At 70.4% G+C, this 16,866-nt stretch carries 13 protein-coding genes; 6 read left to right on the top strand and 7 right to left on the bottom strand.

All coding sequences use genetic code 11. The features are described 5' to 3' along the window. Nucleotides 1-18: 18 nt before the first annotated feature. On the bottom strand, nucleotides 19-297 hold the full coding sequence (locus FHY03_RS06490; protein WP_183920823.1) for a hypothetical protein: 279 nt from the start codon (nucleotides 295-297) through the stop codon (nucleotides 19-21). Beyond that, on the bottom strand, nucleotides 297-1,319 hold the full coding sequence (locus FHY03_RS06485; RefSeq protein ID WP_183930343.1) for a glycerophosphodiester phosphodiesterase: 1,023 nt from the start codon (nucleotides 1,317-1,319) through the stop codon (nucleotides 297-299). Before FHY03_RS06485 ends, FHY03_RS06490 begins: the two co-directional genes overlap by 1 nt. Before the next feature lie 67 nt (nucleotides 1,320-1,386). Here FHY03_RS06485 and FHY03_RS06480 point away from each other — a divergent pair, with 67 nt between their 5' ends. The 6 genes from FHY03_RS06480 (at nucleotide 1,387) to FHY03_RS06455 (ending at nucleotide 9,267) form a co-directional block, all read left to right on the top strand. Beyond that, nucleotides 1,387-1,896, top strand: a complete 510-nt coding sequence (locus tag FHY03_RS06480; protein ID WP_183920824.1) for a 2Fe-2S iron-sulfur cluster-binding protein — start codon at nucleotides 1,387-1,389, stop codon at nucleotides 1,894-1,896. Continuing rightward, nucleotides 1,893-2,858, top strand: a complete 966-nt coding sequence (locus tag FHY03_RS06475; protein ID WP_183920825.1) for a xanthine dehydrogenase family protein subunit M — start codon at nucleotides 1,893-1,895, stop codon at nucleotides 2,856-2,858. The genes FHY03_RS06480 and FHY03_RS06475 overlap by 4 nt, the downstream gene beginning before the upstream one ends. Beyond that, on the top strand, nucleotides 2,855-5,098 hold the full coding sequence (locus FHY03_RS06470) for a xanthine dehydrogenase family protein molybdopterin-binding subunit (RefSeq protein WP_183929600.1): 2,244 nt from the start codon (nucleotides 2,855-2,857) through the stop codon (nucleotides 5,096-5,098). Before FHY03_RS06475 ends, FHY03_RS06470 begins: the two co-directional genes overlap by 4 nt. Nucleotides 5,099-5,263: 165 nt before the next feature. Next, nucleotides 5,264-7,468 carry a xanthine dehydrogenase family protein molybdopterin-binding subunit gene (locus tag FHY03_RS06465; protein WP_183920827.1) on the top strand — a complete coding sequence of 735 codons (2,205 nt, stop codon included), beginning with the start codon at nucleotides 5,264-5,266 and terminating at the stop codon, nucleotides 7,466-7,468. Nucleotides 7,469-7,670: 202 nt separating this feature from the next. Then, a complete protein-coding gene (locus FHY03_RS06460; protein ID WP_183929598.1) occupies nucleotides 7,671-8,594 on the top strand; it encodes an XdhC family protein in 924 nt (307 codons plus the stop codon). Next, nucleotides 8,581-9,267: a nucleotidyltransferase family protein gene (locus FHY03_RS06455; protein ID WP_183920829.1), complete on the top strand. Its 687-nt coding sequence runs from the start codon at nucleotides 8,581-8,583 to the stop codon at nucleotides 9,265-9,267. Before FHY03_RS06460 ends, FHY03_RS06455 begins: the two co-directional genes overlap by 14 nt. Before the next feature lie 215 nt (nucleotides 9,268-9,482). On the opposite strand, the gene FHY03_RS06450 is transcribed toward FHY03_RS06455, so the two are convergent. The 5 genes from FHY03_RS06450 to FHY03_RS06430 form a co-directional block, all read right to left on the bottom strand. Then, a complete protein-coding gene (locus tag FHY03_RS06450; protein WP_183920830.1) occupies nucleotides 9,483-10,691 on the bottom strand; it encodes an ABC transporter permease in 1,209 nt (402 codons plus the stop codon). Next, nucleotides 10,691-11,425: an ABC transporter ATP-binding protein gene (locus FHY03_RS06445; RefSeq protein WP_183929596.1), complete on the bottom strand. Its 735-nt coding sequence runs from the start codon at nucleotides 11,423-11,425 to the stop codon at nucleotides 10,691-10,693. The genes FHY03_RS06450 and FHY03_RS06445 overlap by 1 nt, the downstream gene beginning before the upstream one ends. Further along, the gene (locus FHY03_RS06440; RefSeq protein WP_183929594.1) at nucleotides 11,415-12,809 is read right to left on the bottom strand and encodes an efflux RND transporter periplasmic adaptor subunit; all 1,395 of its coding nucleotides are present in this window, start codon (nucleotides 12,807-12,809) and stop codon (nucleotides 11,415-11,417) included. The genes FHY03_RS06445 and FHY03_RS06440 overlap by 11 nt, the downstream gene beginning before the upstream one ends. Further along, complete coding sequence (locus FHY03_RS06435; RefSeq protein ID WP_183929592.1) at nucleotides 12,809-14,326, bottom strand: efflux transporter outer membrane subunit; 1,518 nt, start codon at nucleotides 14,324-14,326, stop codon at nucleotides 12,809-12,811. The genes FHY03_RS06440 and FHY03_RS06435 overlap by 1 nt, the downstream gene beginning before the upstream one ends. Nucleotides 14,327-14,636: 310 nt before the next feature. Next, nucleotides 14,637-16,787, bottom strand: coding sequence for an acetyl/propionyl/methylcrotonyl-CoA carboxylase subunit alpha (locus FHY03_RS06430; protein ID WP_183929590.1), 2,151 nt, complete (start codon nucleotides 16,785-16,787; stop codon nucleotides 14,637-14,639). Between the last annotated feature and the right edge of the window lie 79 nt (nucleotides 16,788-16,866).

Raw genomic sequence — 16,866 nt, 5'->3', positions numbered from 1 at the left:
TTGCGCCGGCCAAACAGCTCAGCGCACCGCCCCCGCATACCCGGGCGCCGCCTCACACCGGTCCGGGTGCTTGCGGCACGCCTTCTCGCGCTCGCGCCGCTCCTTCTCGTCGCGCTCGGCCTGCTTGCGCTGCTGTCGGACGTATTTCTCGTCGCGCTCCTTGGGGCTGGTCGTCATCACGTCGGCGCCCTTGCCGACCGCCTTTACCGGCAGCGTCGCGACGTTCCACGCCGTCCGCACGCACCCGCCGGTCGCCAGCAACGGCACCGCCGCCATCATCACCACGAACCCACGCATCACTTCGACTCCCACCCCCGTGCCTCTGCCCCGATAGCAGGAAAATCGGTGAAAAACCCGTCGATCCCCTGCCCCAGCGCGGCGCGGATCTCGCCGAGGAGGTCGCCGTGCGCGGCGGGCTGGTCGCCGCGGCGGAAGCGCGGGTCGAGGAAGACGTTCTCGGCGCGATAGGTCCAGGGATGCACCCTGAGCCCCGCCGCGTGCGAGTCGTGCACCAGCGGCGTCGCGGTCGCGCCCGACCACAGCATCGCCTTCTCCGGCCCAAGGCCGTAGGCGTAGCGCGCCACCGCGCGCAGCCCCTCGGGCGTCACCATCGCCGCGTAGCTCGGCGCGGCGCCGTCGGCGGGAGCGCCCTTCGCGGCGACGAGCTGGATCAGCCGGATCTTGGTCATGGTCGCCAGCCGCTTGAGATTGTCCACCTCGAACGACTGGATGAACACCGGTGCCGCGCGCGAGTCCCAGCCGGCGGCGCGCAGCTGCGCGACCAGCAGCGCGTCGGTCGGGTGGCCGATCGAACGGAAATAGGTCGGGTGCTTGGTCTCGGGGTAGATGCCGACATGATGCTGCTGCGCCAGCGCGATCACCTCTGCGAGGGTCGGGATAGCTTCCTTCCCGTCCCACGCCGTGTTGGCGGGGCGCAGCTGCGGCAGCCGCTCCCTCGCGCGCAGCGTCTTGAGCTCGGCCAAGGTGAAATCTTCGACGAACCAGCCCGTCAGCGACTGACCGTCGATCGTCTTGGTGGTGCGGCGGTCGGCGAACTCGGGATGCTGCGCGACGTCGGTGGTCTCCGAGATCTCATTCTCGTGGCGGGCGACCAGCACGTCGTCCTTGGTGGGCACCAGGTCGGGCTCGATCACGTCGGCGCCCTGCTCGATCGCGCGTGTGTAGCTCGCGATGGTGTGCTCGGGGCGCTCGCCGCTGGCGCCGCGGTGCGCGATGATGAGCGGGCGGGCGGCGGGAGGAATCATGCCCGCCTTCTGCGCCAGCGCCGCATCGGGCGCCAGCAATAGCACCAGCCCCATGAGAGTCGTTCGCACGGACCCCCGAAGCGGCCGCGACGTTTCGCACATGTTAGTCAGGGGCCGGTCCATGCACTTCACCATCAATGGAAAATCCTACGAGGCCGAGGTCGATGTCCGCACCTCGCTGCTCGACCTGTGCCGTGAGCATCTCGGGCTCACCGGCAGCAAGAAAGGCTGCGACCACGGTCAGTGCGGCGCCTGCACCATGTTGGTGAACGGTCGCCGCATCAACGCCTGCCTCACGCTCGCCGTGATGCACCAGGATGACGAGATCATGACGATCGAGGGTCTCGGCACGGTCGAGAACCTCCACCCGCTCCAGGCCGCCTTCGTGAAGCACGACGGCTATCAGTGCGGCTATTGCACGCCGGGACAGATCTGCTCCGCTGTCGGCATGCTCGACGAGGTGAAGAAGGGCTGGCCCAGCCACGCCTCGGCCGACCTGAGTGACGTCACCTTCGACGAGAGCGAGATCAGCGAGCGGATGAGCGGCAATATCTGCCGCTGCGCCGCCTATCCCAACATCGTCGAGGCGATCCGCGAGGTCGCCGCCGAGCAGCGCGAGGTGACGGCATGAAGACGTTCGACTATGCCCGCGCGGGCAGCGTCGCCGAGGCGGTGCAGGCGGGCGGCCGCTTCATCGCGGGCGGCACCAATTTGCTCGACCTGATGAAGCTCCAGGTCGAGACTCCCGAGAAGCTGGTCGACATCAGCCGCCTCGACCTCGACCAGATCGAGGAGCGCGAGGACGGCGGGCTCACCATCGGCGCGCTCGTGCCCAACAGCGACCTCGCCGCCGACCCGCGCGTGATCGAGAAGTACGAGGTGCTCAGCCGCGCGCTGCTGGCGGGCGCGAGCGGCCAGCTACGCAACAAGGCGACCACTGGCGGCAACCTGCTCCAGCGCACGCGCTGCTATTACTTCTACGACACCGCCGCGGGCTGCAACAAGCGCGAGCCCGGTAGCGGCTGCGAGGCGATCGGCGGCTTCAACCGCATCCACGCCATCCTCGGCACCAGCGACCAGTGTATCGCCACCCACCCCGGCGACATGCCGGTGGCGATGCGCGCGCTCGACGCGGTGATCGTCACCCAGCGCGGCGACGGCGACAAGCGCCGCATCCCGATCGCCGACTTCTATCGCCTGCCCGGTGATACGCCGCATATCGAGAACGTGCTCGAGCCGGGCGAGCTGATCACCCATGTCGAACTGCCCGCCCCGCCGCAGGGCGGGCAGACCTACCGCAAGGTGCGCGATCGCGCCTCCTACGCCTTCGCGCTCGTCTCGGTCGCCGCGGTGATCGCGGTCGAGGACGGCCGGATCGCGTCCGCCGCGCTCGCTTTCGGCGGCCTCGCACACATGCCGTGGCGCAACCCCGCGGTCGAGGCCGCGCTGGTCGGTCAGGCGCCCGGTACCGCCGCCTTCGAGGCCGCCGCCGACGCGCTGCTCGACGGCGCCAAAGGCTTCGGTAGCAACGACTTCAAGCTGCCGCTCGCGCGGCGCGTCCTCATCGCCACGCTCCGGGATCTCACGCAATGACCCTGCTCGACACCGTCCTGGGCCGCGACGAGCATCGCTCGCTCCGCATGGACAAGCCCCTCCCCGACAGCCTGCTCGACCGCGGCGCGCAGGGCGTGATCGGCCAGCCGATCGACCGCATCGAGGGGCCGCTCAAGGTATCCGGCCGCGCCACCTATGCGGCGGAGTACCCAGCCGAGCGGCTCAGCTACGGCGTGCTGGTGCGCGCGCCCTTCGGCTCGGGCACGATCACCGACGTCGTCGCGGCCGAGGCCAAGGCGCTGCCGGGGGTGATTGACGTCATCACCGATTATCCCAGCTTCATCCGCAACCCGCAGCAGGGCGGCGAGAAGAAGGCGCCGACTCAAGGGGTGGAGAAGGTCGACTATCACGGCGAGATCGTCGCGATCGTCGTCGCCGAGACGTTCGAGGCGGCGCGCGACGCCGCGGCGCGGGTCAAGGTCGACTACGAGCCGGCGGAAGGTGCCTTCGTCTTCGAGGAGCATCGCAATGAGGCCGATCGGCCCCCCGCCGACCAGATCCCGGCGAAGTCGAGCCAGGGCGACGTCGACGCGGCGATGGCGTCCGCCGCCTACACCGTCGACCAGACCTACACCACGCCGAGCCAGAACTCCGCCGCGATGGAGCCGCACGCCTCGATCGCCGAGTGGAAGGACGGCAAGCTGATGCTGCACGGCTCGTACCAGATGGTCGCGTCTGACCAGATGCAGCTCGCCCAGGCGCTCGGCGTGAAGAACGATCAGGTGCGGATCATCTCGCGCTACGTCGGCGGCGGCTTCGGCTCCAAGCTCGGCATCGCGCCGGAGAGCGTCGCCGCCGCGATCGCGGCCAAGCGGCTCGACCGGCCCGTGAAGGTGGCGATGGCGCGCCAGCAGGTGTTTGACGCGACAGTGCGTCGCTCGAACACCGAGCAGCGCATCCGCCTCGCCGCTGACCATGACGGCAAGCTCACCGCGATCGCGCACGAGACGCTGGCGAGCAACCTGCCCGGCGAGGATTATTTCGAGCCTGCCGCAATCGGCACGCACTTCGCTTATGCCGCGGAGAACCGGCTGACCGACCACAAATTGGTGCGGCTCAACTGGCTGCTCTCCGGCTCGATGCGCGCGCCCGGCGAGGCGGTCGGCATGCTCGCGCTGGAAGCGGCAATGGACGAGCTGGCCGAGGTGATCGGGATCGACCCGATTGAGCTGCGCCGGCGCAACGAGCCCGAGCAGGATCCCGAGAAGAAGGTGCCCTTCTCCAGCCGCCAGCTGGTACCGTGCCTCGACCGCGGTGCCGAGGCGTTCGGCTGGTCGGCGCGCAAGAAGACCGCCGGCGACCGGCGCGGCGAGTGGCTCCACGGCATGGGCGTGGCGGCGGCGGTGCGCTCGAATATGCTGCAGAAGTCGTCCGCCTCGGTCGAGCTGACCCGGGACGGTCGCGCGATCGTGTCGACCGACATGACCGACATCGGCACCGGTACCTACACGATCCTGGCGCAGATCGCCGCCGAGACGCTCGGCCTGCCGCTCGACCGCGTGATCGTCCATCTCGGCGACGGCGAGGCGCCACCCGCGGCGGGCTCGGGCGGCTCCTGGGGCGCGGGCTCGTCGGGCTCGTCGGTCTATGTCGCCTGCGAGGCGCTGCGCGAGAAGCTCGCCAAGGCGATGGGCGTCGACGCCGACGAGCTGACGCTGAAGGACGGCCGCGCCATCGCCGAGAACCGCGCGGTGGAGATCACCGAGCTGGTCGGCGACGGCATGAAGGTCGTGGGCACGATCCAGCCCGGGCATCAGGAGAAAGCGGTCCGCCAGGCGAGCTACGGCGCGCATTTCGCCGAGGTGAAGGTGAACGCGGTGACCGGCGAGGTGCGCGTCGTGCGCATGCTCGGCGTGTTCGAGGCGGGGCGGATCCTCAACCGCAAGACCGCGCGCTCGCAGTGCCTCGGCGGCATGACCTTCGGGATCGGCGCGGCACTGAGCGAGGAGCTGGTCCACGATCGCCGCAACGGCAAGGTGGTGAACCGCGATCTCGCCGAGTATCACGTGCCGGTCAACGCCGACATCCCGCAGCTGGAGGTCGAGTTCCTCGACGGGCGCGACCACCACGCCAACCCGATCCACGCCAAGGGCATCGGCGAGCTCGGCATCTCGGGCGCGGGCGCGGCGATCGCCAACGCGATCTACAACGCCACCGGCGTGCGCGTGCGCGACTATCCGATCACGCTCGACAAGCTGCTGCCCGGCCTGCCGGACTAGGATCAGACCCACCATGTCCGAGGTGCGGGCGTGCTCCTGCGAACGCAGGAGCCCAGAGCGACGAGCGCGGCGCCCGCGACCCTGGGCTCCGGCGTCCACCGGAGCACGCTTCCGCGGCGGTGGATCCGATACTAAGGATGAAGCGGGACAATTCGGACAGGCAGGATGATCGAACAGGCGATCGACACGGCGGAGCGGCCGGGCGGGCTGACGCGCGCGGTGCAGGGTGTGCTCGGCGCTGCCGTGCCCCGCATCGAGGGGCCGCTCAAGGTCACCGGCGCGGCCACCTACGCCTATGAGCGCGCCCCGGAGGGTGTCGTGTATGCCGCGGTCGTCGGCGCGCCCGTCGGCGCCGGCCGTGTCGCCGGCATCGACGCGGCGGCGGCTCGCGCGCTGCCCGGCGTGCTCGCGGTGATCGACGATGACCCACGCCTGCCAGCGGGTGGCGCCAACTCGCGTGCGATGCCGCACCAGGGCACCGACCGCGTCTTCCACTACGGTCAGCCGGTCGCGGTGGTCATCGCCGCGACGCAGGCGATCGCGCGTGAGGCGGCGGCGCTGGTCCGCGTCGAGGCCGAAGTATCGTCGGGGCGCTACGACGCCGCCGACCTGCCGATCGAGCGCCGGCCCAAGTCTGCCTTCCTCGCCCCGGTCGACACCGGCGACCTCGACGCCGCGCTGCGCGACGCAGACGTCGTGTTCGACCGCACCTACACCACGCCTGCCCACTTCCCCGCCGCGCTTGAGCCGCACGCCTCGACGATCTGGTGGGAGGGCGACGTGCTCACCGTCCGCTCAAGCAACCAGATCGTCGGCGCCGCGCGGAATACCATCGCCACCGCGCTCGGCATGGCGCCCGACAAGGTGCGCGTGCTCGCGCCCTATGTGGGCGGCGGCTTCGGCGGCAAGACCGGCGTCGGCCCCGAGGTGATCCTCGCCGCCATCGCCGCCGAGCGGTTGCGCCGCCCGGTCAAGGTGGTGCTGCCGCGGCGCGACACCGCCTATCTGGTGCATCATCGCAGCCCGACGACGCAGCGCGTCCGCATCGCCTGCGATCGCGAAGGGCATATCAGCGCGATCGCGCACGAGAGCGTGGCGCAGCAGAACGACGATGCGGGCTTCGTCGAGCCGGTGCCGTTCGGGACGATCCCGCTCTACGCCGGCGCGGCGCGGCGGATGACGACCGATCTCGTCCGCGTGAACCTGCCGCCGACCGGCGCGGTACGCGCGCCCGGCGAGGCGATCGGCACGTTCGCCACCGAGTGCGCGATGGACGAGCTCGCCGAGGAGCTCGGGCTCGATCCGATCGAACTGCGCCGCCGCAACGAGCCGGCCTATGATCCGACGACGTCGCGCCCCTTCTCCACCCGCCGGCTGCTCGACTGCTACGCCGAGGGCGCGCGGCGCTTCGGCTGGCCTGAACGCGTGCCCGACCCCGGCACCACGCGCGACGGCGAGTGGCTGATCGGCATCGGCATGGCGACCGCGCTGCGCGGCAATTTCACCGTGTCGGCCGAGGCGGAAGTACGGCTCGGCGCGGGCGGCGCCGCGACCGTGTCGTGCGACATGACCGACATCGGTACCGGCACCTATACGATCCTGGCGCAGACCGTCGGCGAGATCCTCGGCCTCGCCCCCGCCGCGGTGACGGTGCGGCTCGGCGACACCGATTTGCCACCCACCGCGGGCTCGGGCGGCTCGTTCGGCGCGGGCAGCGCCACCTCCGCCGCGGCGCTGGCGTGTGAGGAGGTGCTCGCCGAGCTGGCGCGCCGGATGAACGCCGCGCCCGAGGAGCTGGTGCTGCGCGATGGCATGGTGAGTGCCGGCGCGCGCACCGTGCCGCTCGCCGATCTCGTGCGCGACGCGCCGATCGTCGCGCGCGGGCGCAGCACGCCGGGGCAGCAGGCCCAGCGCACCAGCCAGGCGAGCCACGGCGCGCATTTCGCCGAGGTGGCGGTCGATGCGGTCACCGGCGAGGTGCGCGTGCGGCGGATGGTGGGCGTGTTCGACGTTGGCCGCGTGCTCAACCGCGCCACCGCGACCAACCAGCTGGTCGGCGGCATGATATGGGGGATCAGCTACGCGCTCGGCGAGGCTGCGGTGGTTGACCCGCGCTCGGGTCGCTTCGTGAACCCCGACTTCGGCGAGTATCACGTCGCGGTGAGCGCGGACGTGCCGCGGATCGAGTGCCATTTCGTCGAGGAGATCGACGACGCCGCCAACCAGACCGGCGCCAAGGCGGTTGGCGAGCTCGGCATCTCGGGCGCGGGCGCGGCGGTGATCAACGCGATCCACAACGCCACCGGCGTGCGCGTGCGCGACGTCCCCGCGACGCTCGACACGCTGCTCGCCGCACTGCCGCCGGTGTGAGCAAAAGATGTATGGCGTGTGGGCGGCGCGAAGAAGCATCGCTGCTTGAGCGGAGGTGCTTCGAGACCGCAGTTCGACGAGGTCAGTGCGTCCTCAACACGAACGGTGGCGCGCAGCTGGTCGTGCTGAGGAGAGGCTGAGCTCGTCGAACCTTATCTCGAAGCATGGCTCCACGGCTGCTGAACAACAGGAATGATCACCCATGGCCGACAACGACACCGTCCTCGCCGCCGCGCAGAACTGGAAGGGTTCACCCCTGGCACTCGCCACGGTGGTATCGACCTGGGGCTCGGCGCCGCGGCCGCGCGGCAGCCACATGCTGGTCCACGCCGACGGGCGGTTCGAGGGTTCGGTCTCGGGCGGCTGCGTCGAGGGAGACATCCTCGACACCGCGGCGCAGGTGATCGCGGGCGCGCCGTTCCAGCTCAAGCGCTATGGCGTCGCCGATGACAGCGCCTGGGAGGTCGGGCTACCCTGCGGCGGCGAGATCAGCGTCATGGTGCAGCCGGTGTCGGCGGAGGGCTTCGACCCTGAATTGTTCGAGCGCATCGCGGAGGCGCGCACCGACGGTCGCTCGCTCACCGTCACCACCGATCTCGCCACCGGCCACTCCGACCTGCGCCCGCTAGAGACGGGCGAGATCTTCGCCAACCGCTACGATCCGCCGCGGCGGCTGCTGATCGTCGGCGCGGTGCAGATTGCGCAGAGCCTCGCCGCGCTGACTCAGGCGCTCGGCATCGAGACGGTGGTGATCGATCCGCGCGGGCGGTTCCTCACCGCGGAGCGCTTCCCCGGCGTCACGCTCGACGATCGCTGGCCCGACGAGGCAGTGGAAGCGTGGAAGCCTGGCCCGTCCACCGCGGTGGTGACGCTCAGCCACGACACCAAGATCGACGATCCCGCGCTGATCGCCGCGCTTGCCGCCGAGACCGGTTATGTCGGCGCGCTCGGCAGCCGACGCAGCCACGCGGCGCGGCGGGAGCGGCTCGGCGCCTCGGGCGTTGATACCGGTCAACTCGACCGGATCGACGGTCCCGTCGGGATCGATATTGGCGCGATCGGCCCGTCCGAGATCGCGCTGTCGATCGCGGCGGCGATGGTGGGAGCCTTCAATGATCGCCGTTGAGGATACCGTCCTCGTGCTCCTCGCCGCCGGCCGCTCCGAGCGGTTCGGCGACATCGGCAGCAAGCTCGACCAGCCGTTCCTCGCGCGCCCGCTCGGGCTGCACGTCGCGGTGGCGCTGGAGGACATGCCGTTCCGCCAGCGCGTCGCGGTGGTGGACGGGTGCAAGATCGACTTCGCGCAGTTCGGCTTCTTCGTCACGCACAACGACGATCCGGAGCGCGACATGGCGTCCTCGGTGCGGATCGGGGTAGATTGCGCGCGGGCACATGACGCCAAGGCCGTGCTGATCGCGCTCGCCGACATGCCGCGTGTCACCGCCGCGCACATCTACCGGCTATTCGACGCCAGCGAGATGGACGAGCAGGCGGTGGTCGCGTCGAGCGACGGCCGCTCGCCCAAACCGCCCGCGCTGTTCGGCCGCGCGCGCTTCGACGAGCTGCTCGCGATCAGCGGCGACCAGGGCGCGCGCGACCTGATCCAGTCGGGTCGCCATGTCGTCACCAACGGTGCCGAGCTGATCGACGTCGACACGCCGGAGGAGCTCGAGGCGCTGCGCGAGCTGGTCCACGCGCCCGAGGCACTGTCGCGGCCGGACTCGCACCTTCTGCGCGGCGGTGACGCGGAAGCGCTGGCGGCCTTGCGCGCCGAGCTGAAGGCGGAACTAAGGGAGTGACGGGTTACCCCTCCCCTTGAGGCAGACTCTGCAAACTCCTTCGTCATCCCGGACTTGTTGCGGAATTTACTTCACCGCAAAAGCTACACGCCATGCATTCGCGGGACGGTGGATCCCGGAACAAGTCCGGGATGACGAGAAGGTTTTGCGAAGGTCCCGCGAAAACGAGGTGGTTCGCGGGAGATGATGCTCCGCCCTTACTCGTGCCGCCCGCCCTATTCGTGCCGCAGCGCGTCGATCGGGTTGAGCGCCGCCGCGCGCCGCGCCGGAAAATAGCCGAACACCACGCCGATCACCGCCGAGATCGCGAACGCCACCAGGTTGATCCGCGGATCGAACGTCCACGGCACCTGGAGCAGCGGCGTCAGCCCGGCGATCACCGCCTGCGCCAGCACCAGCCCGATCAGCCCGCCGAGGCACGACAGCGCCACCGCCTCGACCAGGAACTGCAACAGCACCTCGCGTGCCACCGCGCCGATCGCGAGCCGGATGCCGATCTCGCGCGTGCGCTCGGTCACCGACACGAGCATGATGTTCATGATGCCGATCCCGCCGACGACGAGGCTGATCGCAGCCACCGCGGCGACGATCCGGGTCAGCGCGGTGGTGGTGCCGGTCAGCGTGTCGCTGATCTGCTTGGTGTCGAAGATGTTGAAATCGTCCTCGCGCCCGTCGGTGATGGTGCGGCGCTCGCGCAGCAGCTGGGTGATCGAGGCCTGGACGGTGCTGGTGGCATAGGCCTGGTCGACCCCGACCAGCATCAGCCGCACGTCGCGGTTGCCGGTGAAGCGGCGCTGCACCGTCTTGATCGGCATGATGACGATGTCGTCCTGATCGCCGCCGAACCCGGCCTGCCCCTTGGTCGACAGCACGCCGATCACGTCGCAGCTGACGTCGCCGAGCCGAAAGCGCTCGCCCACCGCCTCGCCGCCGCGGAAGAGGTTCTGGCGCACGGTGTTGCCGATGATGCAGACTGCCTTGCCCGCCTGCTCCTCCTGCGGCGTCCACTGCCGGCCGCTCACCAGCGGCCAGGGCTGGACCTGGAAATAGGCGGCGGTGGTGCCGTTGATCGTGGTCGACCAGTTGGCGCCCTCGTAGATCGCGGTGGCGCTCGCCTGCGCCTGCGGCGCCACCGCGGTGACGCCCGCGATCTGCCCCGCGATCGCGGTGACGTCCTCGGGCTTGAAGTCGGGCGGGCGCGGCCCCCCGCCGCCGCGGCCGAAGCCCTGGCCGGGCCGGATCTGGAGGATGTTGGTGCCGAGCGCCGCGATCTGCGACTGCACCGCGGCGGTGGTCGCCTTGCCGAGCGTGACCATGGTGACGACCGCGCCGACGCCGATGACGATGCCGAGGATCGTCAGGAACGAGCGCAGGATGTGACGCCGGATCGAGCGCAGCGCGAGCAGGAAGGTGGTGCCCAGCATCAGCGCGCCTCCATCGCTGCGGGCATCTCGCCGGGGCGGTGCTGCGCCTCGATCCGCTCAACCAGGCCGTCCTTGAAGTGGATTACGGTGCGCGCGAAGGCGGCCATGTCGGGCTCGTGCGTCACCATCAGCACGGTGATGTTGCTGTCGCGGTTGAGCCCGGTGAGCAGCTCCATGATCTCGATCGAGCGCTCCGAGTCGAGGTTCCCGGTCGGCTCGTCGGCAAGCAGCACGTCGGGCGCGGTCACGATCGCGCGCGCGATCGCCACCCGCTGCTGCTGGCCGCCGGAGAGCTCGGCCGGGGTATGGTCCCACCATGGGTCGAGCCCGACCTTCTCCAGCGCCGCCATCGCCGCCTGGCGCCGCGCGCGCTTCTCGTCGCCGCGGTAGAGCAAGGGCAGCTCGACATTCTCCAGCGCGGTCGTTCGGCTGAGCAGGTTGAAGCCCTGGAACACGAAGCCGAGATGCCGGCGCCGCAGCAGCGCGCGCTGATCGCGGTCGAGCGTCTCGACGTGATGCCCTTGGAACAGGAAGGTGCCCCCGCTCGGCACGTCGAGGCAGCCGAGGATGTTCATCGTCGTCGACTTGCCCGAGCCCGACGGGCCCATCACCGCGACGAAATCGCCCGCGGCGATATCGAGGTCGACGCCCTTGAGCGCCTGGAACTGCGTCGCACCCTCGCCATAGACCTTGGTGACGCCGCGCAGGCTGATCAGGGGCGAGTCACTGGCCACCCGCCGCGCCCCCTCCCCCGCTGCGGCGCCCGCGCCCGCTCGCGCTGGCGGCGCCGGCCTGGTCGGTGCCCGCGGCGAGCTGACCGGTGATCACCTCCATGCCCGGCTTCAGACCACCTGACAGCACCTCAGTCTGCGTGCCATCGGTGTCGCCGGTGGTGACCTGGATCGGCTGCGGCGTGCCGTCATCGCCCTTGACGTAGACGGTCTGCGACGCGCCGCGGCCCACGGTCGCGCTGCGCTCGCCGCGCGCGCGGCGCGGCGGCCCCATCAGGATCGTGCCGGTGATGCCGCCACGCCCGCCGCCCTGCGTGCTGGGCTTGAAGCGGAAGGCGGCGTTGGGGACGAGCAGCACGTTGCGCTTGTCCGCGGTGACGATGTCGGCGGTGGCGGTCATGCCCGGGCGCAGCTGGAGCGTCGGGTTCGCCACCGTCAGATCCGCGGCATAGGACACCACTTGCCCACTCGTGCTCGACGTCGAGCTGGTCGACGAGGAGGACGACGCGGTGGCGCTGCTCACCGTCAGGTTCGAGCCGAGGTCGACGCGCGTGATCGTCGCCGGAAAGCTGCGGCCGGGGAAGGCATCGACCGTGAAATTGGCCTTCTGCCCGACCTGCACCTCGCCGACATCGGCCTCGTCGATGGCCACCTCCAGCTTCATCTTGGAGAGGTCCTCCGCGATCACGAATAAGGTCGGCGTGTTGAACGAGGCGGCGACGGTCTGGCCGGGATCCACCTGGCGCGCCAGCACCACGCCGTTGACGGGCGAGCGGATGATCGCGCGCGCGCGCTGCGTCTGCGACTGCGACAGGGTCGCGCGCGCGGCCGCGACGTTGGCCTCGGCGACGCGCAGCGCCGCGGTGGCGCGCTGCGCGTCGGCCTGACCGGTCTGCAACTCGGTGCGCGAGGGCACGCGTCCCTTCGACAGCTTGAACACCTCGTTGAGCCGGGCGAGCTGCGCCTGCGACTCCGCCACCGTGGCGCGCGCCTGCGCGACCTGAGCCTCGTTGGCGGCGAGCTGCGCTTGGCCGGCGCGGATCTGATCGTCGATCTGCTCGGGATCGATCAGCGCGAGCGGCTGGCCCGCGCTGACGCGGTCGTTGACATCGACCACGACCCTGGTGACCAGGCCGGAGAGCTGCGAGCCGACCGTCACCTGGTTGGTCGGCGCGAGCTTGCCCGTGGCGGAGACGGTGACGGTGAGGTCACCCCGCTTGGCGGTCGCGGTGGCGTAGCGCACCGGCTCGGTACCGCCGAACACGCAGCGCGACAGCAGCAGCAGCACCACGACCAGGCCCGCGAGCACCAGCACCCATTTGGCCCAGCGCCGCCACGCCGGCTGCGGCTGGACGCCCAGGAAGTCGTCGAGCTGTGTCTCGGGCATCAGGGCTGTCCGTCGCTGGGCGTGGTGGTGGGGGCGGGCGTCGGGGCGGGTTGAGCGGGCGTCGGCGCCGCGGCGGCGCGCGGCGGCGCCTCGGGCACCACGGCCGAGTCCCACCCGCCGCCGAGCGCGCCGAACAGCTGCACCAGCGCGGTCGCCGCGTCGGCCTGCGCCTGAGCCGCGCTGTTGCGCGTGCTGAGCAGCGTCGCCTCCTGCTGGCTGAGGGTGGTAAAGTCGGTCAGGCCGGTGCGATACTGGCTGCGCGACAGGATCGCGGCGTTGTTCGCTGCCTCGTAGGCGATGGTCAGCTGCTCCTCGCGCCGCCGCGCGGTGTCGAGCGCCACCGCGGCATTCTCGACGTCCTCCAGCGCGGTCAGAACGGTCGACTTATAGGCCGCGAGCGCGGCATCGGCCGCGGCCTCCTGCCCGCGCACCTGGCTGTTGAGGCGACCGCCGTTGAAGATCGCCTGGGTGATGCCCGCGAACAGCCCCCCGGTGACGGTGTCGAGCAGGCTGCCGACGCCCGCCGCGCGGGTGTTGATGTTCCCGGTGATCGCAAGATTGGGGTACAGCGCGGCCTTGGCGACGCCGATCTGCGCGGTGGCCGCGGCGAGCGTGCGCTCGGCCGCGCGCACGTCGGGGCGCTGGCGCAGCACGTCGGCGGGGATGCCGATGCCCGACGGCGCCGCGCCGACCGGGATCGGCCGCGCCGCCGCCAGCCGCGGCTTGAGCGCGCCCGGCGCCTGTGCGGTGAGCACGCCGATGCGCGACACCGCGGCGTTGTACTGCTGCTCAAGCGACGGGATCGTCGCCGCGGTCTGCGCGCGCTGCTGGCGCGCCTGCTCCTGGTCAAGCGACGAGACGAGGCCGGCCTGAACGCGGAAGCCCGCGATCTCGAGATTGTCGTCCTGCAGCGCGAGGCTGGCGCGGGCGTTGGCGAGCTGCGCCTGATAAAGCCGCGCGAGCACGTAATTGCGTGCGACTTCCTGCTGCACCGACAGCAGGGTGGTCGCATAGTCGAAGCCCGATGCCTGATATTGCGCGCGGCTCGCCTCGACGGTGCGGCGCACCTCGCCGAACAGGCCGAGCTGATAGGAGGCGCTCAGCCCGACCGAGTAATTGTCCGCGCCGCCGCCGCCGACATTCTGCACGGTGCCGTCGGGAAGTGTGATCGTCTGGCCGCCGCCGCGCAGCGTCTCGGAGCGGCTGTAGCCGGTATTGCCGCTGAGCGAGGGCAGCAGGTCGGCGCGGCTCTGCACCAGCGACTCGCGCGACTGACGCAGCCGCGCGATCGCCTGCGCGACGTCGAGGTTGGCGGTCGCGGCCTGGTCGACCAGCTCGCCGAGGACGGGGTCATCGAACCGCTGCCACCAGCGCGTGAGGTCCTCGCGCGTCGGCGGCGAAGGAACGGAATAGGCGACCGGCACGCCGAGCTCGGACGCCGACCGCGGCTGATAATCGGGGCCGACGGTGCAGCCCGCCAGCGCGAGCAGGGTCGTCGCAAGGGTCGCACGCCTCATGCTGCGATGCATGAACACGCCCGCTCGGCGCGTCCAGCGTTAATATGTCGCAAGATGTCGTGGCGGGTCGGTGTTGGCGGGGAGCCGTAGTGGCAGGCGGCATGGTGACAGTGACCAATCTCGCCGTGATGAGGCACGGCGGTCGAAAAGGCCGCCATCCTGAACTCGTTTCAGGATCCATGGGCCCGCGAGCGCCGCAACCCTTTACTGTGCGGCGACGTGAATTCAGAAACGAGTTCAGGATGACGGGGTGGGACGAGGCGGCGGCACCTTGCGCGAAGGTGGCGCGCTGACCGCTGCCCGCGTCCCCTCACTCCAGCTCGAGGATGACCTGGTCCACCGCAAGGCTGTCGCCCGCCGCTGCGTTCACCGTCTTCACCACGGCGCTCTTCTCGGCGCGTAGGATGTTCTCCATCTTCATCGCCTCGACCACCGCCAGCGGCTGGCCCGCCTCGACCTTGTCGCCCGCCGCGACGTCGAGCCGGACGAGAAGGCCGGGCATCGGCGCGATCAGGAACTTGGACAGATCGGGGGGCACCTTCTCGAGCAGATGCCGCGCATAGGGCGCGAAACGGGCGGGCAGCACGCGCGCGACATGGCTGGCGCCGCGTGTCGTCAGCCGGAAGCCGGTGCGCGTCGGCGCGATCCGGACAGACAAGCGCGCCTCGCCCGCCAGCTCCGCCTCGATCAGGCGATCGCCGGGCGTATATTCGATGCCGATCTCGAGCGGCGCGCCGTCGACGCTGATCGCGTCGGGCGAGACATGGACGGCATGATCGACACCGCCGATCCGCACCACCCAGTCGGCCGGTGGCTGGAGGCGGTGGCCGAGCTGGCCCTCGATCCGCCGCGCGCGATCCGCCTGCGCGGTCGCGGCGAAGGCGGCGATCGCGGCGAGATCGCGCAGCAGCTCGGCGGAGGCCGGGGCGCCTTGGAAGCCGTCGGGGTATTCCTCCGCTATGAAGCCGGTGGTCAGCCGGCCCTCGCGGAAGCGCGGGTGCTGCATCAGCGCCGAGAGGAAGTCGATGTTGGTACCCGGCCCCTCGATCTCGAACGCGTCCAGTGCGGCGACCTGCGCGTCGATCGCCGCGTCGCGCGTCGGCGCCCAGGTGATCAGCTTGGCGATCATCGGATCGTAGAACATGCTGACCTCGCCACCCTCGGCGACGCCGTCGTCGACGCGGACGATGGCTTGGTCGGTTTGTGGTTGGGCTTGCCCTGCACCCTCTCTGTCATCACCGCGCAGGCTGGGATCCAGAAACGCAGCGTCGGCGACTCCATCGGTGTCGGCGCGTATGGATCCCCGCCTGCGCGGGGATGACGAAGGAGAGGCGGGGGACGACGCCGTCGCGGCCTCGCTCGCCGCCGGCGGATTGTAGCGCACCAGCCGCCCGATGCTCGGCAGGAAGCCGCGGTACGGGTCCTCGGCGTAGACACGGTTCTCGATCGACCAGCCGTTGATCCCGACGTCGCTCTGCCCGAACGCCAGCGGCTCGCCGGCCGCGACGCGGATCATCTGCTCGACCAGATCGAGCCCGGTGATCTCCTCGGTCACCGGATGCTCCACCTGGAGCCGGGTGTTCATCTCGAGGAAGTAGAAGCTCTCGCCGGTCGTGTCGGCGCCGGAGACGATCAGCTCCACCGTCCCGGCCGAGTGATAGCCGACCGCCCGCGCCAGCGCGACCGCCTGCTCGCCCATCGCGGCGCGCATCTTGGGTGTGACGAACGGTGACGGCGCCTCCTCGACCACCTTCTGGTGACGGCGCTGCACCGAACATTCGCGCTCGTTGAGGTAGACGATGTTGCCGTGCTGGTCGCCGAGCACCTGGATTTCGATGTGGCGCGGACTCTCGATGAACTTCTCAATGAAGACGCGGTCGTCGCCGAAGGACGCGAGGCCCTCGCGCTTGGTGGCCTCGAAGCCCTCGCGTACGTCCTGCTCGCTCCAGGCTAGCCGCATGCCCTTGCCGCCGCCGCCGGCCGAGGCCTTCATCATCACGGGATAGCCGATCTCGCCCGCGATCCGCACCGCCTCCTCGGTGTCCGCGATCTCGCCGAGATAGCCGGGGACGACGTTGACGCCCGCCTGCTTGGCGAGTTTCTTCGACTCGATCTTGTCGCCCATCGCCGCGATCGCGTGCGGCGGCGGACCCACGAAGGCGATCCCCGCCTCGGCACAGGCGCGCGCGAAGCTCTCGCGCTCGGAGAGGAAGCCATAGCCGGGATGGATGCAGTCCGCGCCGGTCTCGCGCGCGGCGAGCAGGATCAGCTCGGCCTGGAGATAGCTCTCGCTGGCCGGTGCGGGTCCGAGCCGCACCGCCTCGTCCGCCATCAGCACGTGCGGCGCGCGCGCGTCCGCGTCGGAATAGACGGCGACGGTCTTCATCCCCATTCGCTTCGCGGTGCGGAACACGCGACACGCGATCTCGCCGCGGTTCGCGACCAGGATCTTGTTGAACAACGACCTCTCCTCGCTTCTCTCGCGGCGCTGGCCGAGGACCGACGCCGCGGGCGCGTACAATGACAGGCGCGGCGACCAT

The sequence above is a fragment of the Sphingomonas sp. BK345 genome, from assembly GCF_014193845.1.
Taxonomy (GTDB): domain Bacteria; phylum Pseudomonadota; class Alphaproteobacteria; order Sphingomonadales; family Sphingomonadaceae; genus Sphingomonas.
Note: the sequence above shows the minus strand (reverse complement) of the source record. Positions and strands in the feature narration are given on the sequence as shown.

What these genes read in the sequence shown, in the direction of transcription:
- FHY03_RS06490 (WP_183920823.1), bottom strand. Translation starts at nt 297, where the DNA reads ATGCGTGGGTTCGTGGTGATGATGGCGGCGGTGCCGTTGCTGGCGACC.
- FHY03_RS06485 (WP_183930343.1), bottom strand. Translation starts at nt 1,319, where the DNA reads ATGGGGCTGGTGCTATTGCTGGCGCCCGATGCGGCGCTGGCGCAGAAG.
- FHY03_RS06480 (WP_183920824.1), top strand. Translation starts at nt 1,387, where the DNA reads ATGCACTTCACCATCAATGGAAAATCCTACGAGGCCGAGGTCGATGTC.
- FHY03_RS06475 (WP_183920825.1), top strand. Translation starts at nt 1,893, where the DNA reads ATGAAGACGTTCGACTATGCCCGCGCGGGCAGCGTCGCCGAGGCGGTG.
- FHY03_RS06470 (WP_183929600.1), top strand. Translation starts at nt 2,855, where the DNA reads ATGACCCTGCTCGACACCGTCCTGGGCCGCGACGAGCATCGCTCGCTC.
- FHY03_RS06465 (WP_183920827.1), top strand. Translation starts at nt 5,264, where the DNA reads ATGATCGAACAGGCGATCGACACGGCGGAGCGGCCGGGCGGGCTGACG.
- FHY03_RS06460 (WP_183929598.1), top strand. Translation starts at nt 7,671, where the DNA reads ATGGCCGACAACGACACCGTCCTCGCCGCCGCGCAGAACTGGAAGGGT.
- FHY03_RS06455 (WP_183920829.1), top strand. Translation starts at nt 8,581, where the DNA reads ATGATCGCCGTTGAGGATACCGTCCTCGTGCTCCTCGCCGCCGGCCGC.
- FHY03_RS06450 (WP_183920830.1), bottom strand. Translation starts at nt 10,691, where the DNA reads ATGCTGGGCACCACCTTCCTGCTCGCGCTGCGCTCGATCCGGCGTCAC.
- FHY03_RS06440 (WP_183929594.1), bottom strand. Translation starts at nt 12,809, where the DNA reads ATGCCCGAGACACAGCTCGACGACTTCCTGGGCGTCCAGCCGCAGCCG.
- FHY03_RS06435 (WP_183929592.1), bottom strand. Translation starts at nt 14,326, where the DNA reads ATGAGGCGTGCGACCCTTGCGACGACCCTGCTCGCGCTGGCGGGCTGC.